The 25859-nt window shown below is 71.3% G+C and carries 27 protein-coding genes; 10 read left to right on the top strand and 17 right to left on the bottom strand.

The genetic code is table 11. The features are described from left to right. Positions 1-52 precede the first annotated feature (52 nt). Positions 53-1249, bottom strand: a complete 1197-nt coding sequence (locus ASF71_RS16075) for an LLM class flavin-dependent oxidoreductase (RefSeq protein WP_056302191.1) — start codon at positions 1247-1249, stop codon at positions 53-55. Between the two features lie 567 nt (positions 1250-1816). On the opposite strand from ASF71_RS16075, the gene ASF71_RS16070 reads away from it, so the two are divergent. After that, positions 1817-2221: a hypothetical protein gene (locus ASF71_RS16070; protein WP_056302190.1), complete on the top strand. Its 405-nt coding sequence runs from the start codon at positions 1817-1819 to the stop codon at positions 2219-2221. 28 nt (positions 2222-2249) lie between these two features. On the opposite strand, the gene ASF71_RS16065 is transcribed toward ASF71_RS16070, so the two are convergent. Further along, entirely contained in the window at positions 2250-3419 is a 1170-nt protein-coding gene (locus tag ASF71_RS16065) for a glutathionylspermidine synthase family protein (RefSeq protein ID WP_056302189.1), read from the bottom strand. Beyond that, positions 3419-3817 carry a hypothetical protein gene (locus ASF71_RS16060; protein WP_056302188.1) on the bottom strand — a complete coding sequence of 133 codons (399 nt, stop codon included), beginning with the start codon at positions 3815-3817 and terminating at the stop codon, positions 3419-3421. Before ASF71_RS16060 ends, ASF71_RS16065 begins: the two co-directional genes overlap by 1 nt. An 80-nt stretch (positions 3818-3897) precedes the next feature. Between ASF71_RS16060 and ASF71_RS16055 the strand changes: the two genes are divergently transcribed. Further along, entirely contained in the window at positions 3898-4878 is a 981-nt protein-coding gene (locus tag ASF71_RS16055; protein WP_056302187.1) for an RluA family pseudouridine synthase, read from the top strand. A gap of 56 nt (positions 4879-4934) precedes the next feature. Here the strand turns inward: ASF71_RS16055 and ASF71_RS16050 are convergent, their stop codons facing one another. The 9 genes from ASF71_RS16050 to ASF71_RS16010 form a co-directional block, all read right to left on the bottom strand. Then, the gene (locus ASF71_RS16050; protein WP_056302186.1) at positions 4935-5309 is read right to left on the bottom strand and encodes a hypothetical protein; all 375 of its coding nucleotides are present in this window, start codon (positions 5307-5309) and stop codon (positions 4935-4937) included. 25 nt (positions 5310-5334) lie between these two features. Continuing rightward, entirely contained in the window at positions 5335-6774 is a 1440-nt protein-coding gene (locus ASF71_RS16045) for a PLP-dependent aminotransferase family protein (protein ID WP_056302185.1), read from the bottom strand. Next, the gene (locus ASF71_RS16040; protein ID WP_056302182.1) at positions 6747-7052 is read right to left on the bottom strand and encodes a hypothetical protein; all 306 of its coding nucleotides are present in this window, start codon (positions 7050-7052) and stop codon (positions 6747-6749) included. Before ASF71_RS16040 ends, ASF71_RS16045 begins: the two co-directional genes overlap by 28 nt. Before the next feature lie 304 nt (positions 7053-7356). Next, positions 7357-8412 carry a 3-isopropylmalate dehydrogenase gene (gene leuB / locus ASF71_RS16035; protein ID WP_056302180.1) on the bottom strand — a complete coding sequence of 352 codons (1056 nt, stop codon included), beginning with the start codon at positions 8410-8412 and terminating at the stop codon, positions 7357-7359. Further along, complete coding sequence (locus tag ASF71_RS16030) at positions 8405-9010, bottom strand: 3-isopropylmalate dehydratase small subunit (RefSeq protein WP_056302178.1); 606 nt, start codon at positions 9008-9010, stop codon at positions 8405-8407. Before ASF71_RS16030 ends, leuB begins: the two co-directional genes overlap by 8 nt. 58 nt (positions 9011-9068) lie before the next feature. Beyond that, positions 9069-10325 (bottom strand): hypothetical protein, encoded by a 1257-nt coding sequence (locus ASF71_RS16025; RefSeq protein WP_056302176.1) that lies wholly within the window; start codon positions 10323-10325, stop codon positions 9069-9071. A 148-nt stretch (positions 10326-10473) separates the two neighbouring features. After that, positions 10474-11094, bottom strand: a complete 621-nt coding sequence (locus ASF71_RS16020; RefSeq protein WP_056302174.1) for a LysE family transporter — start codon at positions 11092-11094, stop codon at positions 10474-10476. Further along, complete coding sequence (locus ASF71_RS16015) at positions 11094-12392, bottom strand: 3-isopropylmalate dehydratase large subunit (protein WP_056302172.1); 1299 nt, start codon at positions 12390-12392, stop codon at positions 11094-11096. Before ASF71_RS16015 ends, ASF71_RS16020 begins: the two co-directional genes overlap by 1 nt. Before the next feature lie 203 nt (positions 12393-12595). Then, the gene (locus ASF71_RS16010; RefSeq protein WP_056302171.1) at positions 12596-13453 is read right to left on the bottom strand and encodes an MBL fold metallo-hydrolase; all 858 of its coding nucleotides are present in this window, start codon (positions 13451-13453) and stop codon (positions 12596-12598) included. A 99-nt stretch (positions 13454-13552) separates the two neighbouring features. Between ASF71_RS16010 and ASF71_RS16005 the strand changes: the two genes are divergently transcribed. Beyond that, positions 13553-14815 (top strand): sugar efflux transporter, encoded by a 1263-nt coding sequence (locus tag ASF71_RS16005; protein WP_162243127.1) that lies wholly within the window; start codon positions 13553-13555, stop codon positions 14813-14815. A gap of 65 nt (positions 14816-14880) precedes the next feature. On the opposite strand, the gene trpA is transcribed toward ASF71_RS16005, so the two are convergent. Continuing rightward, a complete protein-coding gene (trpA, locus tag ASF71_RS16000; RefSeq protein WP_056302169.1) occupies positions 14881-15690 on the bottom strand; it encodes a tryptophan synthase subunit alpha in 810 nt (269 codons plus the stop codon). Next, positions 15687-16934, bottom strand: a complete 1248-nt coding sequence (gene trpB, locus ASF71_RS15995) for a tryptophan synthase subunit beta (protein ID WP_056302167.1) — start codon at positions 16932-16934, stop codon at positions 15687-15689. The genes trpA and trpB overlap by 4 nt, the downstream gene beginning before the upstream one ends. Positions 16935-17040: 106 nt before the next feature. Between trpB and ASF71_RS15990 the strand changes: the two genes are divergently transcribed. From ASF71_RS15990 to ASF71_RS15980, 3 genes are all read left to right on the top strand, one after another. Continuing rightward, complete coding sequence (locus ASF71_RS15990; protein ID WP_056302165.1) at positions 17041-17658, top strand: histidine phosphatase family protein; 618 nt, start codon at positions 17041-17043, stop codon at positions 17656-17658. Between the two features lie 207 nt (positions 17659-17865). Beyond that, positions 17866-19092 (top strand): kynureninase, encoded by a 1227-nt coding sequence (kynU, locus tag ASF71_RS15985; protein ID WP_056302289.1) that lies wholly within the window; start codon positions 17866-17868, stop codon positions 19090-19092. Further along, complete coding sequence (locus ASF71_RS15980) at positions 19089-19943, top strand: tryptophan 2,3-dioxygenase (RefSeq protein WP_056302162.1); 855 nt, start codon at positions 19089-19091, stop codon at positions 19941-19943. The genes kynU and ASF71_RS15980 overlap by 4 nt, the downstream gene beginning before the upstream one ends. Positions 19944-20235: 292 nt before the next feature. Here the strand turns inward: ASF71_RS15980 and gluQRS are convergent, their stop codons facing one another. The 3 genes from gluQRS to ASF71_RS15965 are packed head-to-tail and all read right to left on the bottom strand — an operon-like array spanning position 20236 to position 22019. Next, positions 20236-21120, bottom strand: coding sequence for a tRNA glutamyl-Q(34) synthetase GluQRS (gene gluQRS, locus ASF71_RS15975; protein WP_156372875.1), 885 nt, complete (start codon positions 21118-21120; stop codon positions 20236-20238). Then, positions 21107-21379, bottom strand: a complete 273-nt coding sequence (locus ASF71_RS15970; RefSeq protein WP_056302156.1) for a hypothetical protein — start codon at positions 21377-21379, stop codon at positions 21107-21109. Before ASF71_RS15970 ends, gluQRS begins: the two co-directional genes overlap by 14 nt. 4 nt (positions 21380-21383) lie before the next feature. Beyond that, entirely contained in the window at positions 21384-22019 is a 636-nt protein-coding gene (locus tag ASF71_RS15965) for a ParA family protein (protein ID WP_056302155.1), read from the bottom strand. An 81-nt stretch (positions 22020-22100) separates the two neighbouring features. Here ASF71_RS15965 and ASF71_RS15960 point away from each other — a divergent pair, with 81 nt between their 5' ends. The 4 genes from ASF71_RS15960 to ASF71_RS23985 all read left to right on the top strand — a co-directional run bounded on the left by ASF71_RS15960 (position 22101) and on the right by ASF71_RS23985 (position 25749). Further along, positions 22101-22313, top strand: coding sequence for a hypothetical protein (locus ASF71_RS15960; RefSeq protein WP_056302288.1), 213 nt, complete (start codon positions 22101-22103; stop codon positions 22311-22313). Positions 22314-22443: 130 nt separating this feature from the next. Continuing rightward, positions 22444-23118, top strand: coding sequence for a response regulator transcription factor (locus ASF71_RS15955; RefSeq protein WP_056302153.1), 675 nt, complete (start codon positions 22444-22446; stop codon positions 23116-23118). An 8-nt stretch (positions 23119-23126) separates the two neighbouring features. Beyond that, positions 23127-24590: a cell wall metabolism sensor histidine kinase WalK gene (locus ASF71_RS15950; RefSeq protein WP_056302151.1), complete on the top strand. Its 1464-nt coding sequence runs from the start codon at positions 23127-23129 to the stop codon at positions 24588-24590. A gap of 268 nt (positions 24591-24858) precedes the next feature. Next, a complete protein-coding gene (locus ASF71_RS23985; RefSeq protein ID WP_056302149.1) occupies positions 24859-25749 on the top strand; it encodes a hypothetical protein in 891 nt (296 codons plus the stop codon). The last annotated feature ends 110 nt before the right edge of the window (positions 25750-25859 follow it).

The raw sequence follows: 25859 nt of genomic DNA, 5'->3' as shown, positions 1-25859 counted from the left end.
CCGGCCCTCCCCCCATGGACGGAGAGGGCCTGGAGTTGAACGGGCGATCAGTTCAGATGCTGCGGAAGCGACCTATCGGCTCGGCACCCACGGGCTCGGCATGAACCGCCTGAGGCGACGGCACCGAGGTGTGCGTCAGCGGCTGCTGGCCGCGCGGCGTCAGCAGGGGGCTGGGGCGGCCCAGGGCCGGAAACAGCAGTTCGGCGACGCGGTACGCCTCTTCCAGGTGCGGGTAGCCGCTGAGGATGAAGGTCTCGACCCCCACCGCCTGGTACTCGCGCAGGGCGGCGGCCACGTTCTCTGGACTGCCCACAAAAGCCGTGCCCGCCCCGCCGCGCAGCAGGCCCACGCCCGCCCACAGGTTCTTGCCCACCCGCAGCGACGCGCGCGTACCGCCGTTCAGCTCACTCTGGCGGCGCTGGCCCTCGGAACCGCTCGCCAGGAACGCCTGGTGCGCCTGCGCGATCTCCTCGTCGCTGATGTCCGCGATGAGGGCGTCGGCAGCGGCCCAGGCTTCTTCCTCGGTCGGGCGCACGATGACATGCGCCCGCAGCCCGAACCGGACCGTGCGGCCGTGCTTCAGCGCTTCGGCCCGCACCCGGCCGAACTTCTCGGCGACCTGGGCGGGGCGCTCGCCCCAGCTCAGGTACACGTCCACGTGTTCGCCGGCGATCTCCAGCGCCGGGTCGCTGCTCCCGCCGAAGTAGATGGGCGGGTAGGGGCGCTGCACCGGGGGGAGCAGCGAGCGGCCACTATGAATCTGGAGGTGCTCGCCCTGGTGGTCTACCGTCTCGCCGCGCAGCAGGTCGCGGAACACGCCCAGCCACTCGTTCGTCAGGGCGTAGCGTTCCGATTGCGTGAGATTCAGGCCCTCGAAATCGAAGTTGCCGCTGCCCGACACGATATTCAGGTTGACGCGCCCGCCGGTCACGCGGTCGAGCGAGGCGGTCAGGCGCGCGGCCAGCACGGGCGAGAACAGCCCTGGGCGCAGCGCCACCAGAAAGCGCAGCTGGCGGGTCAGGCTGCTCAGGGCGCTGGCCAGAATGACCGTGTCCTCGTTGGTGCCCCCGGTCGGCAGCAGCACGCCGTCGAAGCCCAGCGTGTCGGCCGCCTGCGCGATCTGCGAGAGGTAGGAAAAGTGCGCCGGACGACTGGGCTGCCCGAGCTGACGGCCGTCACCGCCCGAGGGAATGAACCAGTAGAGGTCGGGGGCCGGAAATTCAGTCTGGGAAAATTCGGAAAACGTCATCGCAGACCTCGCTCGTGGGATGAGGGGCAAAGGGAGTGCAGGAACGCGGGCCAGCACCCGGAATAGGGCAGGCCGGTCAGGCGCGTGGAGGGCGACATCGGCGCACGGCGCGTGGACGCATAGGTTTTCCTTTCAGGGGAGCCGCTTGTGGGCGCTCGCCGCTATCGGTCCCGAAGTCGGGCAGGCATGAAGCACCGGGGAGAGCTGGGGTCAGTCGGTCAACAACAGCGCGCGCGGCCCTGGGGGCGGCGGTCGGCTGGATTGAGGCTGGACTGGTTCATGCGTCTCCTGGTTGCTGCGGCGTGGTCGGGCCTGTTCCCGGTCCTGCTCTGGACTGCGCCGCTCTGGATAGTGACCCTGGTCAGGGTTGACACCACCCTAAAGCAGATGACAAAACTTGTCAACTTTAAGAAGTTCAGTCGACCAGGCCGGTCTGCACCGTTCCTGCATCTGGCCTGCGCCGCGCGTGCACGGAACCTGACCGGTTTCTGCGTGGGGACGCCGCATTCTCTGTTCAGGCCCGGAGCAGCCCGTTCCGAACTTCCCCGCCATCCAAGGAGAACCCCCATGACCAAGATGCCCCGCCTGTTCGTCGCCCTGACCGCCGCCGCCCTGAGCCTCGCGCCTATCGCCTCGGCCCAGACGGCCGCGCTGCCCACTCCCCTGCTGACAAGCGACACCGCGCAGCTCGAGGTGTTCGCGCAGACCCCGGCCGTCGCCGTGGTGACGTACTACAGCGCCGACCCCAGCGCCAGGGACACCCGGATTCTGGGGGAAGGCACCCTGAACTGGCGCAGCAACGCGGCGCGCGCCGCCGATATTCGGACCAGGGCCCCGGCCGGCACGCAGTTCGTGCGCGTCTATACGAACGGACAGGCGACCCTGCTGGCCTACGACACCGGTCTCGCGGCGCGCCTGGACACCCTGGCCGGCCAGAACGGCGGCGAACTGCCAGTCCAGGCCCTGAACTGAGCGTTCCGTCCTGGGGCCGCCGCAGCCCCTAGCCGCCGTCCGGCAGCACGACGTGCGGCGCGAAAGTCGCGCGGTTGTCGGTCACGCGGCCCCGGCCCTCGCGGATGCCCAGGCCGCAGACCTCGTCCCCGGCGACCCATACGCCCAGCACCGGATAGCGCGGCCCATCGGCCGTCCCGAAGGTCGGCAGCTCGGTGTAGCGCTGCTCGACCCAGGGCAGGTCCCCGTAGTCCCCCGGCGTGCTCGGCTCATCCGGCAGCGTGACGTTCTGGCCCTCGCGCGAGTACAGCGGCTTACGGACCACCTGCCGCCCCAGCGCGCCCGGCGTCAGGGTGGCGGGCAGCAGCAGGCGGTGGCCTGGATGGCGCTCATGCAGCAGCGCCAGCAGCCCCTTGCTCGACGTGACCGCCTTCCACAGCGGCTCGATGAAGCGCGTCTCAGTGCTCGCCAGGAAGGCCGCGTCACGCGACTCCCAGGCGAACTCGAACGGCCACAGCCACATCAGGTGCCGGATGGGCAGATGCCAGGTATCGAGCAGCTTCGTCTCGGCGGGGTGGGTGCCTACCTCGTCGGCGGCCAGAAAGGACCCGCTGACCCCCGCCTCCTGCGCCAGATCGCGCAGGTAGGTCACGGTCGCCATGTCCTCGGTGTCGCGCCCCGACGAGAAATGCGCCTGCTCCACCCCCCGCACCGAGCGCAGGTGTGCCCACTGCTCGCCCAGCGCCTCATGGACGGTGTTCCACTGCGCCGTTCCCGCCGGAAGCTCCCGGGCGCGCAACCGGTCTTCGAGCCACTGCCACTGGCACACGCTCGCCTCGATGAGACTGGTGGGCGTCTGGGCATTGACCTCCAGCAGTTTGGGCGGCCCCACGCCGTCCCAGGCGAGGTCCAGGCGCATGTACAGCGTGGGGTCGTCGCGGTCCCAGGACTCGCGGACGGCCCCGTGCAAAAAGGCCGGAATGCCGAGTTCGCTCAGGCGCCCCTCCTCGATGGCCGCGCCGGTCGCCTCCAGCACGAGGTCGGTCAGAAGCTGCGCGTCGCGGCGCAGGCCGTCCACCTGCGTGCGGGTCAGGGCGTAGTAGCCCTCCTCGCCCCAGTACGGCACCGGATGTTCGGGGGTGGGGGCATACCACGTCATGCCGACTTCCTCCAGGCGGCGCGGCCAGTCGGGGCGGGGGGGCAGGGTTAGGCGCCGCATCAGCCCCCGAAACTGCCGCCGCGTGACCGGCTGCCGCTGGTGAAACCGCCCCGGCTGGTGCCGGGTTTGCTGAAGGTGCGGACGTTGCCCTTGCTGTCAAAGCTCAGGCCCTGGCCAGCCACGCTGCCACTGCCGCTACGGTCATAGCCCAGGTACCGGGTGTTGCCCCGACCGGCAAAGAAATACGGGCCGTAATAGAAGAACCCACCGCCCGTGCGCACGGTCTTCTGGCACGGGTTTTGCAGGCCCCGGTCGACCTGGGTCTGGTAGGCACGCACGCAGTCGGAGTAGGAATTGAAGGACGTTCGGCGGTACTGGCCGAGGTCGGGGTCGCTCCCGCAACTCGCCAGCAGGGCGGGCAGGGCGGCCAGCAGCGGCAGCCGGAAGGTCTTGCTCATGCTCCGGATATACGCCGATTGCCGGGAAAAGTTGCGCCGATCTGCGCGGCGGCGTCCGGCGTGCGCTAGGCTGTTCGGCTGTGAACGCCGATCCCACCTCTACCCCCCCCCTTGCCCTGACCGCCACCGCCGGACGCCTGGACGCCGTGCTGGCCGCCCAGAGTGGGGTGAGCCGCTCGCAGGTCGCGGGCTGGATCGCGGGCGGGCACGTGCAGGTGGGCGGCGCGGTGGCCCTCAAGCCCGGACAGAAACTGCGCGGCGGCGAGGCCCTGCTCGTGACGCCCCCGCCGATCCGGGACGCGGCCGTGCTGCCCGAGAACGTGCCGCTGGACGTGCTGTACGAAGACGAGCATCTCGTGGCGATCAACAAGCCGCCCGGCATGGTCACGCACCCGGCGCCTGGGGTCAGCAGCGGCACGCTGGTCAACGCGCTGCTAGGCCGCATGAGCCTGCCCGAACAGCAGGACTTCGACGGCCCCGAGGGCTACCGCCCCGGCATCGTCCACCGGCTGGACAAGGACACGAGCGGCGTGATCGTCGTCGCCAAGACGGTCGCGGCGCACGCGAGCCTCGCCGCCGCCTTCAAGGACCGCGAGACGCGCAAGACCTATCTGGCGATTGTCGCCGGACTGTGGCGGGCCGAGCGCCCCACGGCGGTGGACGTGCCCATCGGCCGCCACCCGGTGCAGCGCCAGCGCATGACGGTGGGCGGCGCGCTGGCCCGCGAGGCCCAGACCCTGTTCACGCCCCTGGCCACCCACCCCGACGGGCACGGGCGCACGCTGACGCTCGTGCGGGCGCAGCCACGCACCGGGCGCACACACCAGCTCCGGGTGCACCTGAGCCACCTGGGCAGCCCGGTCCTGGGGGACACGGTGTATGGCCGCGAGAGCACCGTCATCGCCCGGCAGGCCCTGCACGCCCACTTTCTGAGCGTGCCGCATCCAGTCAGCGGAGAGACACTGCACCTGCACGCGCCCGCGCCCGACGACCTGCTGAGCGCCTGGGTCGCGCTGGGCGGCGTCCTGCCCACCGCACTGGAAGAGGCGCCGCAGGACTGAGGCGGGTCGGGGTCACTGCACGCCCTGGCCAGGAAGCGCCACTGACCCGTCACCGCTCACGGCGCGGTTGTGTGCGTCTCCTGCAGGTTGAGGCGGCCCGTGTACCGTTCAAAGTCCACGGTCACGCGGTAGGTGCCGGGCTGGCCACCGCCGAGCACGTTCAGACTCCATTCGCCCTCGCGGCAGGTCTGCCCGGCGATCTGGGTGCCGTCGGGGGCCAGCAGCCGCACGGTGGCCGCGCCGCTGCGCACCCGGCAGGCCCCCGTCACGCCCACCCGCTGCCGGTTGTCGGTGGTGGCGTAGGCGTAGGTATTGGTGCCTGTGGCATTGAGCAGGTAGGTCTCGGTCAGGGTCGGGGAACCCAGCCGCAGGCCCACCGTGAAATAGAGGGTCGCCAGCGCAAGCACCAGAACCGCGAGGATGTACCGCATCGGTCCCCAGTGTAGCCCGGCCGCCTCAGGCGAACTGCCGGGCCAGCCGCGCCACGCCCGCCCGGATGGCCTCGGGAGGCAGGTGGGCGTAGGCGAGCAGCGCCGCGTCCTGGCCCGGCGCCGACACGGGCGAGAGGGCCACCCCCACCGCCCGCGCGCCGGCCTGGGCCGCCCCCGCACTCAGGCCGGGGGGCAGGGTCACGTACAGGTGCAGCCCCGCCCGCGCCGGCCGGGGCTGCCAGCCGGGCAGGGCCGCCACCAGGGCCGAGAACAGCACGTCGTGGCGGTGGGCCAGCGCCTGCCGCGCCCGGCGCAGGTGCCGCGCGTAGCCGCCCGAGGCGAGCAGGTCGGCCAGTGCCAGTGCGTCGAGGGTGCCGGGAAAACGGTCGGTGAGGGGCCGGGTCGCCGCCAGTACCCGCAGCACTTCGGGCGGCGCGGCCACAAACCCGCTGCGCGTGACCGGCGCCAGGCTCTTGGAAAAGCTGCCCAGCAGGATCACCCGCTCGGGCGCGAGGCCCTGCATCACAGCCGGTGCGCGGCCGGTGTGGTGCAGGTCGGCGGCGTAGTCGTCTTCGAGCAGGTAGGCCCCGGTCCCGCGTGCCCAGGCCAGGACCTCACGCCGCCGCGCCGCGCCCAGCGTGACCGTCGTGGGGTACTGGCACCCCGGCGTGAGGTACAGCAGCGAGGCCCGCGCGGGCAGGAACTCGGGCCGCAGACCGCCGCCGTCCACAGGCACGCCGCGCACCTGGGCTCCGGTGGCGCTCAGGGCCGCAAGCGCCGCCGGGTAGGTGGGGACCTCGGCGGCGGCGAGGCGGCCCGGTTCCAGAAACAACCGCGCCAGAGCGTCGAGCGCGGGCTGGGTGCCCGCCGTGAGCATCAGCATCTCGGGCGTCACCTGCGCTCCGCGCTCGGCACGCAGGTGGGCCGCCAGGGCGCGGCGGGTATCGAGCGGCCCGAGCGGGTCGTCCCTTCCGCCGCCGTTCAGGGGTTGCGCGGCGCGGCGCGCCAGCGCCTGCGCCCAGGCCCGCGCCGGGTACAGCTCGGGCACCGGCTGCCCCACCCGGAAATCGGTGGCGTAGTCGCCGCCCGCGTCTTCCAGTTGGCCGGCCAGGGCGCGCTCGGCCCAGGCACTCAGGGGAAGGGTGGGCGCCGGAGCGGAGTCTGGCCCAGGCGATGGTGGGGCCGGCAGGGTGACGCGCGTGCCGCTCCGGCCCCGCACCTCGACGTAGCCCTCGGCCTCCAACTGGGCCAGGGCGTCGACCAACGTATTGCGCGAGACGCCCAGCGCCAGCGCCAGCGCGCGGTGCCCTGGCAGCCGGGTCCCGTCGGGCAGCGCGCCGCCGGATACGGCTCCGCGCAGCGTGCGGGCCACGCGGGCGTGCAGCGCCTCGGCAGGCAGGGCGGGCGACAGCTCGGGTAGGGGGAGTGGCGGGCGGTTCAGCGGGCGAACTCCCGTTCGAGCCACGCCCGCTGACCGCCTTCCTGCTCTAGCGCCTGCCCGGCCGTCTCCAGGAACAGGGTTCTGGCCGCCTCGGCGCCTTCAGCGCTCACGCCGTACCGTGCCGGGTCGGCCAGGAGGTCGCGCAGCAGGGGGAAGACGGGCGTGTCCGGGTAGACCGTGCCCGCTACCGTCACGTCGGCAGGCCACTTCAGGAGATAGTCGAGGGCGTAGGGAGCGGGCTCGAGCACGCAGCCGCCGGGGTAGGGAATGCGGCGGGGGGCCGGGAAGATGACGGCAGGCATGAGGCAAGCATGGCGCGTAGGGGTGCAGGCGGGCAATGGGCCTGGGTTGGCAGGCGTTCAGGTCTCGTTGACCCTCGCCCATCCCCATTCCAGAGGAAAGAAGAGCTTGGCGTTGCACCGGGCAGAAATCATTCCCTTCGTCGGCCGGGCTCCGTTCGTGGCCAATCCCGGACCAGTCGGAATAGCCCGCGCGCTGTGCGCACGACGAACTTCGGGAGCACTTGGATGATGAGGGGATCAGTTCTGCCAGCAGGGCAAAGCGGGGGCAAGCTCAGTCGCTCGCCCCCGCCCTTCCACTTCCCGCTCAGCCTACGGCGGGCGTTTCCATCGCGTCCAGCACGGCGCGGGTGAAGGTCTGGGTATCGGCCGTGCCGCCCAGGTCCCGGGTGGGCTGGGCGCGCAGGGCGAGGGCCACGGCGCGGTCCACCGCGTTGGCAGCGTCGCTGCGCGAGAGGCCATGGCGCAGCAGCATCCCCACGCTCATGATGGCGGCGGCCGGGTTGGCGATTCCCTTACCCGCGATGTCGGGGGCGCTGCCGTGGATCGGCTCGAACAGGCCGGGGCCGTCGCCCAGCGACGCCGAGGGCATCAGCCCCAGGCTGCCCGGAATCACGGCGGCGAGGTCCGAGAGGATGTCCCCGAACAGGTTCTCGGTGACGATCACGTCGTAGCGCCCGGGGTCCGACACGATGAGCATCGCCACGCTGTCTACGTACTCGTGGTTCAGGTGCACGCCCCGGTACTTGCGGTCGCGCAGGGCCTGCACGTCGCGGCGCCACAGCTCGCTCACTTCGAGCACGTTGGCCTTGTCCACGCTGGTCACGTGGCCCCGGCGCTGCTCGGCGGCCCAGAAGGCCATGTCCGCCACGCGCTCGACCTCGGGAGTCGTGTAGCGCATGGTGTTGTAGGCCGTGTCGCCCTCGATCTTGCGGTCGCCGTCGAAGTAGATGCCGCCCAGCAGTTCGCGAACGATCAGGATGTCCACGCCGCGCGCCAGCTCGGGCTTGAGGGGCGAGAGGTGCTCCAGGCCCGGCTGCACGCGCACGGGGCGCAGGTTGGCGTAGCAGCCCAGCGCCTTACGCAGCGCGAGCAGTCCGGACTCGGGCCGCAGGGGCCGGGGCAGCTTGTTCCAGGGCGAGTCGTGCGCGCCGCCCACGGTACCCAGCAGCACGGCGTCGGCGTCCTTGAGGGCGTCACGGGTCACGGCCGGGAAGGGCTCGCCGTGCGCCTCGTAGGCGCCGCCGCCGATGGCGTGTTCCTCGATGGTCACGTCGGGGGCCACCTCGCGCAGCACGGCCACCGCCGCCGCTGTCACCTCGGGGCCGATGCCGTCGCCCGGCAGGGTCACGATCTTAGGCATGGTGCGTCTCCTGGGGGCCGTTTTCCTGGGCTGCTTCGTCGCCCAGCGGCGTGCCCGCATGCCCGTGGCCAGCCGAGGTGCTTGCGTTGTCCAGCCGCTCGGCCTCCAGCGCCGCCTCGTCGTTGGCCTTCATGTATTCCAACCAGCCGCCCGCCTTCTGCACGTCCAGCGCGAACTGCGGCACCGGCACGAAGGTCAGCGTCTGCCCCGTGCGCGTATTGGTGATGGTGCCGGCCTCCAGGTTCAGGTCGGCGTCGTCGCCGTCCCGGAAGGCCTCGACGATGCCCCCGCACTCCAACGCCAGGAAACCGTTGTTGATCGAATTGCGGTAGTAGATGCGCGCGAAATTGGGCGCGATGACGGCCGCCACCCCCGCGCCGCGCAGCGCCCAGACGGCGTGCTCGCGGCTGCTGCCACAGCCAAAGTCGGCCCCGGCAACGATGATGTCGCCCTTCTGGACGCGCTTCACGAAGGTCTTGTCGTAGTCCTCCATCGCGTAGGGGGCCAGTTCGGCCTCCACGTCGGTGGTCAGGTGCCGCGCGGGAATGATCTCGTCGGTGTTGATGTGGTCACGGCCAAACACGTGGACAGTGGGCATGGTTGCTCCTTGTTGAAAAAGCCACGGCCAGGAACGCGCCCCGGCCGGGACCGGACGTTCAGTTCTCCTGCTGGCCGGCCGCAAAGGCCGCGAGTTCCTCGGGCACTTCCTCGTCATAGAGGTCGCGCCACTGCTGGCCGTCGAAGGTCACTTCGGACTCAATGAAGGTCTGGGCAAGCGGGCTGTCGTCGGTCAGGACGTCGGCGGGCAGGTCGAGACGCACGGCGACGGGGGCGGGCAGCGTCTGCCCTTCAGGCACGTCGAGTTCTTCGGCGAAGGTCTCGGCGAACATGCGGGTCGTCCACTCGGCCCAGGCCTCGGGGTTGCCGGCGCCGGTGCTCTCGCGCAGGTCCTCGCGGATGCGCTCGGCGTGCTCGGCGGGCACGTCGTCTTCCTGCCACTCGACGCGGCCGTCGGCATACACGGTCACGGGGACCATGTTCATGTCGAAGAACTCGGCCAGTTCGGGCATCAGGTTGCCCTCCTCGGCCACCGCGCCGGGGTTGTCGTAGGTGTGCCAGGCCTCGCCGTCGAGGGTATAGGTCTGGTGTTCGGTCGGAAAGAACTCGGCGTCGCGGCGGATGGCGAAGACCTCGCTCAGCGGCGACTGGAGGGGCGCGGCGCGGCGCAGTTCGAAGGTGGTGCGGCGCGCCTGCGGCACTTCGGCCTGCGGGTCGTCGAGCGTCTCGTGATGGATATCGGCCCACTGCTCGGGCGTCGCGCCGTGCCACAGCCGGGTGATGTCCTCTAGCGCTTCGAGCAGGTCCTCAGGCGGGTCAGGGGTGATGTCGATGCGGCCCTGGGCCCACTGTTCGGCTGTGAACTGCCCGATGAGATCGCCCTGCAGCTTGAAGGCCGGGTGGTCCTCAAGCAGCCCCATGATGCGCTGCGGATCACGCAGGGTCGGGAAGGCCTCCCAGCGCTCGCCGTCGAAGGAATGGCGCTGGTCCCGCAGACGCACCGCGCCGCCCTCGACCTCCAGGGCCACGCCGTCCACGTCGGCGGCGTTCTTGCCCAGCACGAGTTCACCGGTTACGCGCCGCAGCCCAGGCACCTTGATGGCCTGCACGTCCTCGGCGGTGGCGAGGCGGTTGCCCCGGTACCCACCCGACAGGACCTGCACGCCGCGGTACTCGCCCTCCCAGCCCGCGCCGAAGGCCTGGGTCAACGTCAGGGCGTCTTCGATCAGCCGGCGCTGCTTGGCATCGTCGGGCCCGCGCACGAAGGAGACGGCGCCGTCCGTGTGCAGCTGCGCCTCGAAAGGCAGGACGGTCGGCATCAGGCCGAGTTGTTTGCGTCGTTTGGCTTCACCCATGAGACCCCCAGCTTAGAGCAGTTCTCTGAACCCCGCTGTCCGGGCGCTGTCGCCCGGCGGCTAGGCTTCTTTTGTCCTGCTCGCCTGCATCCCTGCGCCCGGGCAGGCAGTCCTTCCGCCGCCCGGGGCCCCTATCCCGATTCCGGCCTCAGTCGCGCGAGGCGAGCAGCAGGCCGCCGAAGCCCAGCATCAGCGTGCCGGCCACCCGGTCGATGCCCCCACGGGCCCGCAGGTACGCCGCCTGCACCGGCCGCGTGGACATGCCACAGGCCACCAGCGCGAACCACGCGAGACTGAGCGACACGACCACGCCGAACACCGCCAGCTTGAGGCCGGGGCTGGTGTGCGCGCCCAGCACGCTGGAAAACACGCTGCCGAAAAACACCGCCGCCTTGGGGTTGGCAACGTTCGTCAGGAAGCCGGCGCGCAGGCTGGCCCAGTCGCTGCGCACGGGCGCGGGCACGGCGGTCCCCTCGGCGGCCCCGCCCCTGCTGGCGCCGCGCCACAGATTCAGGCCCATCCACAGCAGGTACAGCCCGCCCGCCACCTTGATGACACCGTGAATCCAGGGAAACTGCGCGAACAGGAAGTTGATGCCCAGCAGCGCCAGCCCCGCCCAGCAGGCGATGCCCAGGCATACACCCAGGCCCGCGAGCAGGGCCGCCCGGCGTGACTGGGCGAGTGCGGCGCGGCTGACCAGCAGTACGTCGGGACCCGGCACCACCAGTACCACGAGATGCAGCGCCGCGACGGCCAGCAGCACGTTCATCAGTCAGCCGCCTCGGTTCCGGCGGGATCAGGGGCGTTGTACTCGCGCGGGTCGCTGATGAAGCCCGCCACGGCGCTCGCCGCCACCGTCGCCGGGCTGGCGAGGTAGATCTGCGCGGTGGGGTCGCCCATGCGGCCCACGAAGTTGCGGTTGCTGCTGCTGATGCACACGTCGTCCGGCCCCAGCACGCCCGAGTGCATGCCCAGGCAGGCGCCGCACGACGGGTAGCTGACGCTGGCCCCGGCGTCCACGAAGATCTCCATCAGGCCTTCCTGCGCCGCCTGCTTCCAGATGGCCTGGGTGGCGGGCACCACGATCATCTGCACGTTGTCCGCGACCTTGCGGCCCTTAAGGATACGGGCCACCTCGCGCAGGTCGCCGATGCGGCCGTTGGTGCAGCTACCCACATAGGCGTGCGTCACGGCGATACGGTCCGTGCCCGCCACGCGCCCGTTGCTGGGGATGTGGGGGTAGGCAACGGTCGGCTCGACGGCGGCCGCGTCGATCTCGACGACCACCTTGTATTTCGCGTCAGGGTCGGAGGCGTACTCGGTGTAGGCGGCAGGCTCGACACCGCGGTCGCGCAGGTACTGGCGGGTGGTGTCGTCCACGGCCACAATGCCGGTCTTGCCGCCCGCCTCAATGGCCATGTTCGTCAGGGTGAAGCGGCCTTCCATGTCCATTTGCTCGATGGTGTCGCCCACCCACTCCATGACCATGTAGTTCGCGCCGTCGGCCCCGATGCGCTTGATGACCTCCAGCACGATGTCCTTGGGGGTTACGCCCGGCTGCATCTGGCCGGTCACGCGGATGAGCATCGTCTCGGGAATCTTGAACCACACCTTGCCGGCGTAGATCGCGCCCGCGAGGTCGGTGCTGCCCACGCCCGTGGCGAACATGCCCAGCGCGCCCGCGTTACAGGTGTGCGAGTCGCCCGACACCAGGGTCTGCCCCGGATTGATCAGGCCGGTGTTCTCCAGAACGACGTGTGCGATCCCGCCGCGCCCCACGTCGAAAAAGTGCTTGACGCCCTTTTCCTGCACCCAGGACTTGAGCTTCTGGTACATCTTGGCGGCCTTGATGTTCATGGCCGGCACACTGTGGTCGGGCACCGCCACGATGCGCGAGGGGTCGAAGACCTTGTCCATGCCGCGCTCTTCGAGCATCCGCAGGGCGGCGGGCGTGGTGATCTCGTGGCACAGCACCCAGTCGGTGGCGCACTCGATGAGCTGCCCCGGCACCACGTGGTCGTGGCCGCTGTGGGCCGCCAGAATCTTCTCGGCAATCGTCATTCCCATACCCCATCCCTCCAATTCGCGCCGGCCCAAGCAAAAACCCCCGCGCGTCGTCGCTGCGGGGGCACTGTTGAACGCCGGGTCTGCGCGCTCAACGCCCCAGTCGAAGAAGAAGGCCAGTGGCGGCCCGGTTCTGCGGCGGTGCGGTGAACATGTGGGCAGGATAGCGCGCGGGGCGTGGGACAAGAGGGGGTGGGATAGACGGGCTACGGCGCTCCGGCGTCCTCCAGCGCCTGCAACACGTACCCCCGCTTGGCCTCCACAAGTCGCGCGAACGCCACGTCCGGGTCGTGGGGCGTGCAGATGATGGCGCCTTCCTCATGCCAGACGGGCAGGTACGCCTTGCGGGTCTCCAGGGTCGTCACCGGGTACAAGTCATAGCCCATGACATACGGGTACGGCGCGTGCGCCAGCGTGGGCACCAGGTCGGCGCAGTAGACCAGCGTCTGCCCGCCCGAACGCAGCACCACGCCCTGCTGCCCCAGGTTGTGCCCTGGCAGCGGCAGCACGCTCAGGCCGCTCATCAGTTCGGTCTCGCCCTCCATGACCTCGAACAGCCCGGCGTCCAGAATGGGCATGAAGGTCTCGGGGATATAGCTCGCGCGGCTGCGCTCGTGGGTGTGCAGGGCGTCTTCCAGTTCGCGTTTCTGGACCACGTAGCGCGCGTTCGGGAAGGTCGGCTCGCCAGTCAGGCCGGTGTTGCGCCCGCAGTGGTCGAAGTGCAGGTGCGTGTTGATCACGAGGTGGATGTCCTCGGGGTCCAGGCCGATCTCACGCAGCCCGCGGAAGACCGTCTCGTCGCGTTCCAGGGCGTACATGTCCTCGAACTTGGCGCCGCCCTGGTCCCACATGCCCGTCTCGACGAGGATGTTCTGGCCGCCGAGACGGATGAGCAGGGGGTTGATGCGCAGCCGGATGCGGTTGTCGAGGTCGGCGGGGGCCACGCGCTCCCACAACACTTTGGGAACGCTGCCGAACATCGCGCCGCCGTCGAGGCGAAACTGTCCGTCGGTGAGGGAATACACGTCGGCCTCACCGACGCGCCGGTGCTTGAGCCAGGGCATGGCGTTCACTGTAACGGCCAGCCCCAGGGGGACTGTTCGGCCAGAACGGACACTGAACCGTTTCAGAGCCTAGAGTGCGCCTATGTCCGGTGCCGCCCGATGACCGCCTCACCCCCTCCCTCTGCCCCGGAAACGGCCGCCCAGCCCTCGGCCGGCGAACTGCTGCGTTCGCTCGCGCGGCTGCCGCACGCCCTGGAACTGTCGGCATCGGTGTTCCTGCTGGGCTTCGGCCTCTCGCTGGCCAACCCGTTCATGGCCCTGTTCGGCGTGAACGAGGTCCACATGACGCCGCTGCAACTGGGCCTGTTCCTGACCCTGAACGCGGTGGCGAGCGTGCTCATCAGCACCCTGCTCGCGCGCTTCTCCGACCGCCTGCCCAACCGCAAGCCGCTCGTGCTGCTCACGCTGGGGGCCGGGGCCACCGCGTATGTGCTGCTGAGTTCTCTGCGCTCGTACCCGGCCATTCTGCTGGCGGGGATGATCTTTCTGGGGACGGGGGCGGCGGCCTTTCCGCAGCTCTTCTCGTTCGCGCGCGCGCGCTTCGCGGACGCTCCCGGCGACCTGCCCGAACGGGCCCTGACGGCCCTGCGCTCGGTGTTCTCGCTGTCGTGGGTGGTCGGGCCGGGGCTGGGGGCCGTGCTGCTGGCCGTCTGGGACTTCCGGGGCACCTTTCTGGTCACGGCAGCGTGTTTCGTGTTCGCGGGGCTGGCGCTGCTGCGCGTGGCGCCCCGCCCCCCCCAGCCGACCGCGCCCCCCGCCGTCCGGCCCGGCGCGCCCGCCGGCCCGTCGCCCATCGTGCAGGCGTCCTTCGCCTTCGTGCTGTACGGCATGAGCATGAGCATGGGCCTGACCATGTTCCCGCTGTTCGTCACCAAGACCCTGGGCGGCACCCAGGGCGACGTCGGCTTCTTGGTCGGCTTGTGCGCCCTGCTGGAAATCCCGGCGATGCTGGCCCTGGTCGCGCTGCGCCGCCTGCCCCCCCTGAACGTCTTGATCCGGGCGGCGCTGCTGCTGTTCGTGGTGCATTTCGCGCTCGTGTACTTCGCCTCGGGGACCGTGCTGCTCGTGCTGTCGCAGATCGTGCGCGCGGCGGTGCTGGCGGTCATGGCGGGGCTGGGCATGGCCTACTTCCAGGAACTGATGCCGGGGCGCTTCAGCGTCGCCACCACGCTGTTCGCCAACACCAACAACGTCGGGGCCATGCTCTCGGGGGTCGTGTCGGGGGCCTGCGCGCAGCTCTTCGGCTACCGTTCGGTGTACCTGCTGTGCGCGGCTCTGACCCTCACCGGCTGGATCATCATGCAGCTCACGGTGCGCTGGCAGAAACGTCACCTGGCCGAAGCCGAGGCCCAGGCGGCCTGATATCCCGCCGCAAAAAAGCTCCCCGTGACCGCCCTGGTCCGGGGAGCTTTTTAGAGTTGCGCAGCCTACTTCCGGCAGCCCGCCTTGATGCCGTCGGCCAGGGCACCCACATCCTGCCCTTCCTTGACTGCGTTGATAAAGGCGCTGCCGACCACCACGCCGTCGGACACCTGCGCCACCTGGGCGGCGGTGGCGGCGTCCTTCACGCCGAAGCCCACCGCCACCGGCACGCGGGCGTACTGGCGGGCGAGTTCGAGCATCCGGGGCACCTCGCTGAGCGCCGCGCCCTCGCGGGTGCCGGTCACGCCGGTCACGCTGACCGCGTACAGGAAGCCGGTGCAGGCCTCGGCCACCAGCTTCACGCGGGCGGGGGTCGAGGTCGGGGCGATCAGGAAGGTCACGGCCAGGCCGTGCTGCGCGGCGAGGTCCGCGATCTCGATGTCCTGGTCGGGCGGCAGGTCGGGCAGGATCAGGCCGTCCACGCCCGCCTCGGCCGCCAGCCGCATGAACTCGGCCGGGCCGACCGCATAGATCGGGTTGACGTAGGTCATGATCACGATGGGCGTGTCGTGGCGCTCACGCAGCCCAGCGATCAGGGCGATGGTGCGCCGCGTGCTCGTGCCGCCCGCCAGCGCCTGCTCGGAGGCCCGCTGGATGGTGGGGCCGTCGCCGAGCGGGTCCGAATACGGAATGCCCACCTCCAGCACGTCGGCGCGGGCCAGCAGGGCGTCGGCCACGGCCGGGAACCCCTCGGCGCTGGGATACCCGGCCGTCATGAAGGGAATGAAGGCCGCGCGCCCCTCGCTTTTCGCGCGCTCAAAGGCCGCGTGGATACGGGCCGCGCCGCGCACCGGTGCCGTCACCGTCGCCGTCATGCTTTCGCCTCCCCGGTTCCAGCCAGGTCGCTGCCCAGCAGGCGCATCACCTCGACCACGTCCTTGTCGCCGCGCCCCGACAGGTTCACCACGATCACTTCCTCGGGCTTCATGGTGCGCGCCAGTTCGACGGCGTGGTAGATGGCGTGCGCGCTCTCGATGGCGGGAATGATGCCCTCCAGGCGCGTCAGGAGTTGCAGGGCTTCGAGCGACTGCGCGTCGGTCACGGGCACGTACTCGGCCACGCCCGTGTCGGAATAGAAGCAGTGCTCCGGCCCGATGCCGGGGTAGTCCAGCCCAGCGCTGATCGAGTGCGGCGGGATGATCTGGCCCTCGTCGTCGTTCATCAGGTACATGAGCGAGCCGTGCAGCACGCCCACCCGGCCCCCCGCCACGCTGGCGGCGTGCTTGCCGGTCTCGACGCCCTCGCCGGCAGCCTCGGTGCCGATGAGGCGCGGGCGCTGTTCCGGCGGCAGGTAGGCGTAGGGCGCGAAGATGCCGATGGCGTTGCTGCCGCCCCCCACACAGGCCACGATGGCGTCGGGCACGCTGCGGCCCTCGTGTTCGAGAAGCTGCACCTTCACTTCCTCGCCGATCACGCTCTGGAAGTCGCGCACCATCGCCGGGTAGGGGTGCGGCCCGACCACGCTGCCCAGGATGTAGAAGGTGTCGCGCACGTTGGTCACCCACTCGCGGATGGCCTCGTTGGTGGCGTCCTTGAGGGTGCCGGTGCCGCTCGTCACGGGCCGGACCTCGGCGCCGAGCAGCTTCATGCGGAACACGTTGAGGGACTGGCGGCGGATGTCCTCCTCGCCCATGTAGACCACGCACTCGAGGCCCAGCAGGGCCGCCGCCGTGGCCGAGGCGACGCCGTGCTGCCCCGCGCCCGTCTCGGCGATGACCTTCGTCTTGCCCATGCGCCGGGCGAGCAGCGCCTGCCCCAGGCAGTTGTTGATCTTGTGCGCGCCCGTGAAGTTCTGGTCCTCGCGCTTGAGGTAGATCTTGGCGCCGCCCGCGTGCGCGGTCAGATTGCGCGCGAGGTACAGGGTGCTGGGGCGGTTGACATAGTCGCGGAACAGCCCGGCGAGTTCACCGAGGAACTCGGGGTCCTGTTTGGCCTCGTTGTAGGCGGCTTCGAGTTCGTCGAGCGCCGGAATCAGTGTTTCGGGTACGTAGCGGCCACCGTAGCGGCCGTAGCGCCCGCGCCCGTCCGGCTGAGGAAAAGCGGGAATGGTCAGGGTCATGCTCACAAGGTAAAACCCTACCCCAAACGGGTGTTAGGGAAATGTAGACATCTCGTCTAAGTTTGAAGAAAAGTTCACCTGGCCCGGCGGTTGCTACCCTGAGGCCATGTCCCGCCTGTTTCTCGTCCGGCACGCCGAAACCCGGCATAACCAGCGCAAGGTGCTGCAGGGAGCGGCGAGCGCGCCCAGTATCCTCAGCGGGCACGGCGAGGCCCAGGCGCGGGCCTGTGGGCTGGCCCTGGCCGCGCTGGCGTTGCCCGACCCACGCGTGTATGCGAGCACCTACCGCCGCGCCAAGCAGACCGCCGAGGCCATCGCCGCCGCTCTGGACACGGACGTGACCGTTCTGGAGGGCCTTCAGGAGATGGACGTCGGGAGCTGGGCGGGCCGTCCCTACAGCGCCCTGGAGGTGGGCGCCGATGGGATTCGCCACGGCGACGGCACCTTCGGCTTCGTGGGCGGCGAGAGCGAGGCCCAGGTGCGCGCCCGACTGCGTATAGCACTGGCGACGGCCTTGGCGCGGGGCGGCACACCCATCGTGGTGTCGCACGGGCTGGCGCTCCAGGCGGCGCTGTGCGACCTGCTGGGCGTGACCTTCGACGACGCCTGGGCCGACCAGAGATATGCCCACGCCAACACGGCGATCACGGAATTGGAGGGCGGGGCCGGGGGCTGGCGCGCGGTGCGGGTGGCAGACGCGGAGCATCTGCACACCCTGGCCTGAATCCCGGGTCTACAGGCCTGCGGCCACGGCTCCTATACTGGGCGCCATGACCTGCCTGCGACTTCAGGTGCAGCGGCGCTGTCCGGCGAACGAGATCGCCCCGGCGCTGCGGCCCTGGTGGTGCGCCTGTCTGGGCCGTCCCCTGAACGCGCGGCGCTGAGAACCGCTTTTTTCGGCTCCCGCCCGTTCATCAGAGAGGATTTCATCGTGACGACCCTTCAGGCCCAGACCGTGCCCGCCCACATCCAGACCCTCGACGCCCACGACCCGCTGCGGCACAAGCGCGAACAGTTCGCGTTGCCGGGGGACGCGATCTACCTCGACGGCAACAGCCTGGGGGCCATGCCCCGCAATGTGCCCGCGCGGCTCTCGCACGTCGCCTCGCAGGAGTGGGGCCAGCAGCTCATCCGCTCGTGGACCGCAGATGCGGAGGCCGCCCAGGACTGGATGGCTCTGCCCGACCGCGTGGCCGCCAAGATTGCCCGCCTCATCGGCGCGCAGCCGCACGAGGTCGCGGTGGGCGACAGCACGAGCGTCAACACCTTCAAGGCCCTGGCTGCTGGTCTCACCCTGGCCGGCGAGCGCCGCGTGATCCTCACCGACGCCGACAACTTCCCCACCGACCTCTACATGGCGCAGGGCCTGGGCACGCTGACCGGCACCCTGGAACTGCGCCGCGTGCCCGCCGCCGACATCACCGCGAACCTGACGAGCGACGTGGGCGTGCTCCTCCTGACGGAAGTGGATTACCGCACCGGGCGGCGGCTGGACATGGCGGCCATCACCGCACAGGCCCACGCTCAGGGCATCCTGACCGTGTGGGACCTGGCGCACTCGGCGGGGGCCTTCGCCGTAGACCTGAACGGCTGCGGCGCCGACTTCGCGGTGGGCTGCGGCTACAAGTTCCTGAACGGCGGCCCCGGCGCGCCCGCATTCCTGTTCGTGGCCGCTCAGCACCACGCGGCGGCCCCCGTCGTGCTGAGCGGCTGGATGGGCCACGCCGACCCCTTCGAGATGGCCCGCGACTACGCCCCCGCCCCCGGCGCGCGCCGCTTCGTGGTGGGCACGCCACAGGTCCTGAGCCTGAGTGCGCTGGACACCGCCCTGGACGTGTTCGCGGACGTGGACATGGCCGACGTGCGGGAGAAGTCGCTGTCGCTGGGCCGCACCTTTACGGCACTGATGGAACCGCTCGTGGCCCGCTTTCCCCTGATGCTGGTCACGCCGTCGGCCGAGCCTGAACGCGGCTCGCAGGTGAGCTACCGCCACCCGCAGGCACGCGAGGTCATGGCCGACCTGATCGCCGCCGGAATCATCGGGGACTTCCGCACGCCGGACATCCTGCGCTTCGGCCTCACGCCGCTGTATCACTCGCACGCCGACATCTGGCACGCGGTCCAGGGGATCGGAGCCGTGCTGGAGGCCCGCGCGTGAGTGCCCCCGGCTCTTCCGAGGGCACTCACGCCGACAGCCCAGAGCAGGCCTACCAGGACTTCACCCGCCGCCTGAGCTACGGCGATTACCTGCACCTCGACGCCCTGCGCGCCGCCCACCAGCCGGTGACGGCCGCGCACGACGAGCACCTGTTCATCGCCGTGCATCACGTCTCGGAAGTCTGGCTGGGGCTCATCATCCGCGAGTTGCAGGCGGCCATGACCCTGCTCGCGGGCGGCGTGACCGACACGCCCCTCAAGATGCTGTCGCGGGTGGTACGCGCCCAGGAACAGCTGACGAACGCCTGGGAGGTCCTCAAGACCATGACCCCGGCCGACTACCTGCAGTTTCGCAGCGCCTTCGGGGCGGCGTCGGGCTTCCAATCGGCGGGCTACCGCATGGTCGAGGTGCTGCTGGGCAACCGCAACCCCGCCCTGCTGCGCCCCCACGAGCACCGCCCCGACCTGCACGACCCGTTGCAAGGCGCCCTGCGTGCCCCCAGCGTGTACGACCTGACGCTGCGGCTGCTCGCCGCCCGTGGCCTGCCCATTCCCCAGGCCGTGCTGGAGCGCGACCTCGCCCAGCCCGCACAACTCGACGAGGCGGTGCTGGAGGCGTGGCTCGCCGTGTACCGCGACCCCGAGCAGTACTGGGACCTGTACGAACTCGCCGAAAAGCTGCTGGACGTAGAGGACAACTTCCGCCGCTGGCGCTTCAACCACCTGACGACCGTGGAGCGCACCATCGGCTTCAAGACCGGCTCGGGCGGCACGAGCGGCGCGGGCTACCTGCGCCGGGCACTGGAAGTCGTGCTGTTCCCCGAGTTGTGGGCGGTGCGGACGAGGCTGTAGACAGGGGCTTGTGGCCCGTGGTTTGGAGAGGAAGCGAAAGCCCGAGCTTTCACTGGCCGTAAGCGAACCCCACCGCCCAACTCCCCCGAAGGCCGTCGTGCGCGCAGCGCGCGGGCCATTCCAACCCAGTGTGGCCGGCCCCGAGCTGAGCCGTCACGCCGCAAGCAGGAGCCGCCCCGCCGACCTCCGGCACGACTCTTGCCGAGCGCAGCGCTTAGCTCCCCTCCCGGCGGGAGGGGGACTGGGGGGGAGCGCAAACGAGACCAGACCGCCTTCCAACCCAAAACCCACCCTAAAACGCCCACCCCCGGTACACCGACACCAACTCTGCCGCCGTGATCTCCCCCGGCACGGCCCACCCCAACGACCGCGCCAGCTCCCCCAGCACCCGCTCCGGCCGCTCCCCCGCCTCCCGCAACGCCGAGATCGGCGGCGCTCCCCCCCGCTTGGCGAGGCGCTCGCCCCGGTAGTCGGTCATCAGGGGCATGTGCCAGTAGCGCGGCGTGGCGTAGCTCAGTGCCCCCTGCAACGCGACTTGCCGGGGCGTGGCAGGCCACAGGTCGGCGCCGCGCACCACGTCGGTCACACCCATCTCGGCGTCGTCCACGACCACGGCGAGGTGATAGGCGTACACCCCGTCTCCGCGCCGCAGCACGAAGTCCCCGCCCTCATGGGGCAGGTCCTGGCACAACTCCTGGCCGCTCCGGGCATCGGCGGCGCACACCACCCGGCCGGGCACCCGCCAGCGCAGGGCGGCGGGGCGATCCGGCTGGAGGGTCCCCGACCGGCAGGTGCCGGGGTACACCGGTTCCTCGCCGTGGGGGGCACCTGCACTGGCCTCGACGGCGGCCAGCACTTCCCTGCGGGTACAGGTGCAGGGATAGGTGTCCAGGCGGGCCAGGGCGGCGGCATAGTGCTCCAGCCGCCGCGACTGCACGTATTCGGCGTCCCAGTCCAGGCCCAGCCAGGCCAGGTCGCGCCGGGTGAGGTCGTAGGCCCAGTCCCGCACCCGCCCGGTGTCAAGGTCCTCGAACCGCAGGATGTGGCGCCCCCCCTGCGCGCGGGTGTGCAGCCAGGCCAGCAGCGCCGTGCGCGCGTTGCCCAGGTGCATCGCCCCGGTCGGGCTGGGAGCGAAACGGCCGACCCCGACCCCACCTCCGGGTCTAGGCACGCTCACGCAGCCAGCGCAGCAGCAGGTCCTCGACGAGTTCGCTCACGCTCTCGCCGCCCTCCTGCTTCACCTCGCGCCACACGGCCCGAACGGTTTCCTTGCGCACGTACACGGCCTCGACCCGCTCGGTCGTCTCGCCCCGGCGCCCCACCGGCTCGGCCACCAGGGCGAGGGCGGCCTTTTTCCTCAGTTTCTTGAGGGCCTTGCGGGCCTTCTTCTTGCCGCCCTCGGCCGGCACGGCCTCCAGATAATCGAAACGTCCCATATTCCTACATCAACTCCTCGGCCAGTGCCTGCACGTCGGTCCAGGCGCTGGCGGCGCGTTCATCCCGCACGTCGCGCACGAGCGCTCCCGCCTCGGCGGCCCGCTGGTAGGCGGCGTACTGGCGCACCAGCGTGCGGCACACGGCCGCGCCCTCACGGACCAGGGCGTCGCGCGCTTCCTCGCCTGCACGGCCCACCGGGGGCACGCGGGTCAGGACGACGCGCAGTTGCGCCCGGCCTCCGCCCTTGGCCCCCAGCTCGGGGGTCAGGAACTCCAGCAGTTCGCGGGTCGCGTCGAGTTCCAGGGGCGAGACGCCGCTGGGCACCAGAATGAGGTCGGCGCGGCCCGCGAGCTGGCGCAGGTCCTTGCGGCGCGGGCGGCCCTCGGTGTCCAGTACGAGCGCGTCGAGGCCCGAGAGCATCCTGGGCTTCACGTCGTCGGCGCCCACCACCCCGAACGGCAGCGGCGTTCCGGCCGCGAGCGCACGCTGCGCCCAGCGCAGGCCGCTGCCGACGCGGTCGTCCTCGTCGACCAGCAACGTGTTCAGGCCACGTCCGTGCAGGGCGCCGGTCAGGTGTACCGCCAGGGTACTTTTACCCACGCCCCCCTTTTCCGACGTGATGGCAATGACCCTGGTCATGCCCAGGAGCCTAGCAGACGCCCTTCCAGGCGGCATCATGCCGGCGTGGACACTCCCGCCGACCCCCGCCTGAGCACCCTGATGGCCGCGCCCACCTACTGGACCGCCCGCGCCCTGCGCGAACAGGGCAGCCGCTTCTACCGCGCGTTGGGCGAGGCGCTGGAGGCCGCCGACGCTGCCAACCGCCGACGCCTCTACGCGGGCTGGACTGGTGAGCTGTGGGACTTCTACGAACGCGGTCTGCGTCTGGCCGAGCTGGAGGCCGGACCAGAAGCGGGCGCCGGGGACCGGTAGACGCCCCCGCCGAGTTCCGGGCGGACTCTGGCCGCAGCTGCCAGCTATGGCCCAGCACAACCTGTCCGGGGTGACCGGAAGTCTTCATGTCGGGCACGCTCCGCACGGCGCAGCTCTACACTGACGCCCTATGCCGCGTGTGCTGGTGGTGGAAGACGATCCGGGCATCCGCGACTACCTGAGCCTGGGCCTGGGCTACGAGGGATTCGAGGTCACGGTAGCGGCCAGCGGGGGCGAGGCGCTCGACCTGCTGGCCGCCGGCCGGCCCGACGCCCTGATTCTGGACCTGGGGCTGCCGGGCGTGGGAGGGCTGGAGGTGCTGCGCGCCCTGCGCCGGGGCAGCCGGCCGGGCCAGAACGTGCCGGTCCTGATCCTGACCGCCCGCGACGGCGTCGAGGACCGTATCGCCGGGCTGAGCCAGGGGGCCGACGACTACCTCGTCAAGCCTTTTCACTTCGGCGAACTCGTGGCGCGGCTGCGGGCGGTGCTGCGCCGTGCGGCCCCCGAGGAAGGGCGGGTGCTGACCTACGCCGACCTGAACCTCGACACCGAGCTGCGGGAGGCGAGCCGCGGCGGGCAACCCCTGGACCTCACGCCGCGCGCCCTGGACCTGCTCGCGGCGTTCCTGCGCCAGCCCGAGCGGGCGCTGAGCAAGGCGGCGCTGCTGGACATGGTGTGGGGCGCGGGCTTTCTGGGCGACGACAACATCGTCGAGGTGTACGTGCGCCAGTTGCGCCGGGCGCTGGGCGACCCCGAACTGATCCATACGGTGCGCGGGGCCGGCTACGCCCTGCGGCTGCGCTAGGCCCACGCGTGCACTCGCGCCCCCGGTCCCTGGGGCCACTGGGCCTGAGCGCGCGGCTGCTCGCGCTGCTGCTGGGCGGCGTGGCCCTGACCCTGCTGCTCATCGGGGGGCTGCTGTTCCTGCGGGTGCGCGACTTCGGCGACGCGCAGGCCCGCCAGCTCACGGCGGGCGGGCTGGCCCTCATCGCCCGCAGCGCCCAGGCGGAGGACGACGCCCAGACCCGGCTGTACGCGGCCTACCAGGACCTCGCGGCCACGGCGCTCGCCTCGGGCACCTGGGGCGTGCTCGTGCTCAGTGCCCCCAGCGCCGACTGCCCGGACGCACAGGGCCACCCTTCGGCGCTGTGCTACACCGACACCGCGCCGCACCCCGAACTACCGGCGGCGGCGGCGCAGTCGGCCCGCCAGCTGGGAACGGGCCAGTGGGCCCTGCCAGGGAACGCGGGCACCCTGTTCCTGCGGCCACTCTCGGGTGATCTCCTGGCAGGACTGGCGACGCCGGGCAACGTGGGAGGGCGCCTGGCCCTGGGGGTCACGGGCAGTTACGCTCTGATCGCGGCGGGGGCGCTGGCCCTGCTCGCGCTGATCGGTGCGCGGCTGCTGCGCCTGGGCCTGCGTCCGCTGCGGGACATGGCGGCGCGCGCGCGCACGCTCGGTGCGGGCGACCTCTCGGCGCGGCTGCCGCTGCCCCGCGCCCAGGACGAGGTCGCCTCGCTGGCCGGGAGTCTCAACCAGATGCTCGGGCGGCTTCAGGAGGCCTTCGGACGTCTGGAGACCGAGGAGGCCCGCACCCGCACCTTCGTCGCGGACGCCTCGCATGAACTGCGTACCCCCCTGGCGGCGATGCAGGGCAGTCTGGAAATCCTGGAACGGCTGGCCCTGGACGAGAGCGACAAGGCCCGTGAGACCCGCGCCCGGCTGCTGGACAACCTGCGCCGCGAGACCCGGCGCGCCGCGCGGCTGGTGGGCGATCTGCTGCTCCTGAGCAAGCTCGACGCGGGCGAGCCGCTGCGGGGCGAACCCACCGACCTGGGCGAGCTGCTGCGCGCCGAGGTGGCCCGCAGCGCCGACCTCGCCCCACAGGTGCAGTTCGAGGTACAGGCTCCCAGCCTGAGCGCCTGGGCCGACCGGACGCGGGTAGCGGGAGCCCTGCACAACCTGCTGAGCAACGCCGCCACCTACAGTCCGCCGGGGGCCGTGGTGCGCGCCGAGCTGCGCCGCGAGGGGGACCGCGCCGTACTGAGCGTAAGCAACCCTGCCACACTGCCCCCGGCATTTCTGCCCCGGTTGTTCGACCGCTTCGCCCGTGGGCCGCAGACCAGACAGGGCGACGGCGGCTCGGGGCTTGGGCTGTCGATCGTGCAGGCGACCGCCCGCGCACACGGCGGTGACACCTTCGCCGCGCAGGAAGAAGGCGAGCTGCGGGTGGGCTTCACCCTGCCACTGGAAGGCCCTGGCGACGCGCCCGCCTGATCCGGAGTCGCCCCGCTTTCCGGGCACCGGAGGGAGAACAGCGCCGGTCCCGCCGCCAGTCTGAGAAGTCCGGCTGAGGCGCGCCGACCTACGCGCTGGTAGCCGCCGTTTCGGGGGCACCGGGCGCATTCAGCATTCATTCAGCGGCGTGCCGGAAGCACTTCAGCGGCCACTGCCACACTCTTTCTCAGGACAGCAGAGCGGCCCCCGCCGGACACCGCGTCCGGAAGCTGTGGCCCTCCGTCCACCTCACTCCAGGAGACCCCCCATGCGCAACCTGAACCGCAAGACCCTGCCCGCCCTGACCCTGCTCACCCTGACCCTGCTGGGTTCGAGCCTCGCCGCCGGCGGCTCCGCCTCGCCCACCACTGCGCCGGCGCCCGCCGCCACTGCCCCCGCTCCGCAGGCCGCCCCGCCCACCACCGGGCAGCGCACTCCCGGCCAGGGCGGCCTGGCCCGCGGCGCCCGTGGTCCCCAGGCCCCCCAGGGCCAGGGCGAAGCGTACTTCTGCACCGTTCAGGCCGGCCCGGTCGGCCGCCCCGAAGCGCGTGGCCTGACGACCCCGCCCGCACCCCGGATGGCCGGCGCCGCCCTGCCTACCCCGCCTCAGCCCGGTACCCCGGCGACCGGTATGGCCAAGCCTGCTGCTCCCACCGCACCCCAGGCCGGCGCGGCCCTCCCCACCCCGCCCGCACCCGGCGCCGATGCCCCCAAGCCCGGTACCGCGCAGCCCGGCGCCCAGCAGGGCCGCCCGGCGCCCGTCGCCCCGGCTGCCGGCATGGCCCGTCCGGCCGCGCCCCAGCCGGGAGCCGAGCGCCCGGGTGCCCCGCGCCCCGACTCTGCAGCCCGTCCTGGTGCGGCCCGCCCCGGCGCCGCGCAGCCCCAGCCCGGCCAGCGCGAAGCAGGCGCCCCCCGCGCCGAGCAGGGCCGTCTGGGTGACCGCACACTGAACTGCGTGCCCGCGCTGCCCAGCCAGGCTCCCCACGGCGGTCCCCAGAATGGCGCCATGCCCCGCCCGCCGATGCCCGCCGCCGACAAGACGACCTCCGGCACCCCGGCCAAGCCCGGCACCGCTGCTCCGGTCCGGCCCGGCAACGCTCCGGCCGTGCCTGCCCAGCCCGGCGAAGCCGCGCCCGCGCCCGTCACTCCCGGCAAGTAAGTCCGGATACCGGACGCATCCAGGGGTCAGCCGCCGTGCTGGCCCCTGTGCTTTTGCCCGGACCCGTCTCCGAATCCCCGCTCTGCCGCGGCGTTCATGTCAGGGCTCTA

Origin of the sequence: Deinococcus sp. Leaf326, from assembly GCF_001424185.1 — a bacterium.
Lineage (GTDB): Bacteria > Deinococcota > Deinococci > Deinococcales > Deinococcaceae > Deinococcus.
This window is presented reverse-complemented; position numbering and strand designations above follow the sequence as displayed.

Coding starts and splice junctions, on each gene's coding strand:
- ASF71_RS16075 (WP_056302191.1), bottom strand. CDS start 1,249: ATGACGTTTTCCGAATTTTCCCAGACTGAATTTCCGGCCCCCGACCTC.
- ASF71_RS16070 (WP_056302190.1), top strand. CDS start 1,817: ATGACCAAGATGCCCCGCCTGTTCGTCGCCCTGACCGCCGCCGCCCTG.
- ASF71_RS16065 (WP_056302189.1), bottom strand. CDS start 3,419: ATGCGGCGCCTAACCCTGCCCCCCCGCCCCGACTGGCCGCGCCGCCTG.
- ASF71_RS16060 (WP_056302188.1), bottom strand. CDS start 3,817: ATGAGCAAGACCTTCCGGCTGCCGCTGCTGGCCGCCCTGCCCGCCCTG.
- ASF71_RS16050 (WP_056302186.1), bottom strand. CDS start 5,309: ATGCGGTACATCCTCGCGGTTCTGGTGCTTGCGCTGGCGACCCTCTAT.
- ASF71_RS16040 (WP_056302182.1), bottom strand. CDS start 7,052: ATGCCTGCCGTCATCTTCCCGGCCCCCCGCCGCATTCCCTACCCCGGC.
- leuB (WP_056302180.1), bottom strand. CDS start 8,412: ATGCCTAAGATCGTGACCCTGCCGGGCGACGGCATCGGCCCCGAGGTG.
- ASF71_RS16030 (WP_056302178.1), bottom strand. CDS start 9,010: ATGCCCACTGTCCACGTGTTTGGCCGTGACCACATCAACACCGACGAG.
- ASF71_RS16025 (WP_056302176.1), bottom strand. CDS start 10,325: ATGGGTGAAGCCAAACGACGCAAACAACTCGGCCTGATGCCGACCGTC.
- ASF71_RS16020 (WP_056302174.1), bottom strand. CDS start 11,094: ATGAACGTGCTGCTGGCCGTCGCGGCGCTGCATCTCGTGGTACTGGTG.
- ASF71_RS16015 (WP_056302172.1), bottom strand. CDS start 12,392: ATGGGAATGACGATTGCCGAGAAGATTCTGGCGGCCCACAGCGGCCAC.
- ASF71_RS16010 (WP_056302171.1), bottom strand. CDS start 13,453: ATGCCCTGGCTCAAGCACCGGCGCGTCGGTGAGGCCGACGTGTATTCC.
- ASF71_RS16005 (WP_162243127.1), top strand. CDS start 13,553: ATGACCGCCTCACCCCCTCCCTCTGCCCCGGAAACGGCCGCCCAGCCC.
- trpA (WP_056302169.1), bottom strand. CDS start 15,690: ATGACGGCGACGGTGACGGCACCGGTGCGCGGCGCGGCCCGTATCCAC.
- trpB (WP_056302167.1), bottom strand. CDS start 16,934: ATGACCCTGACCATTCCCGCTTTTCCTCAGCCGGACGGGCGCGGGCGC.
- ASF71_RS15990 (WP_056302165.1), top strand. CDS start 17,041: ATGTCCCGCCTGTTTCTCGTCCGGCACGCCGAAACCCGGCATAACCAG.
- ASF71_RS15970 (WP_056302156.1), bottom strand. CDS start 21,379: ATGGGACGTTTCGATTATCTGGAGGCCGTGCCGGCCGAGGGCGGCAAG.
- ASF71_RS15965 (WP_056302155.1), bottom strand. CDS start 22,019: ATGACCAGGGTCATTGCCATCACGTCGGAAAAGGGGGGCGTGGGTAAA.
- ASF71_RS15960 (WP_056302288.1), top strand. CDS start 22,101: ATGGCCGCGCCCACCTACTGGACCGCCCGCGCCCTGCGCGAACAGGGC.
- ASF71_RS15955 (WP_056302153.1), top strand. CDS start 22,444: ATGCCGCGTGTGCTGGTGGTGGAAGACGATCCGGGCATCCGCGACTAC.
- ASF71_RS23985 (WP_056302149.1), top strand. CDS start 24,859: ATGCGCAACCTGAACCGCAAGACCCTGCCCGCCCTGACCCTGCTCACC.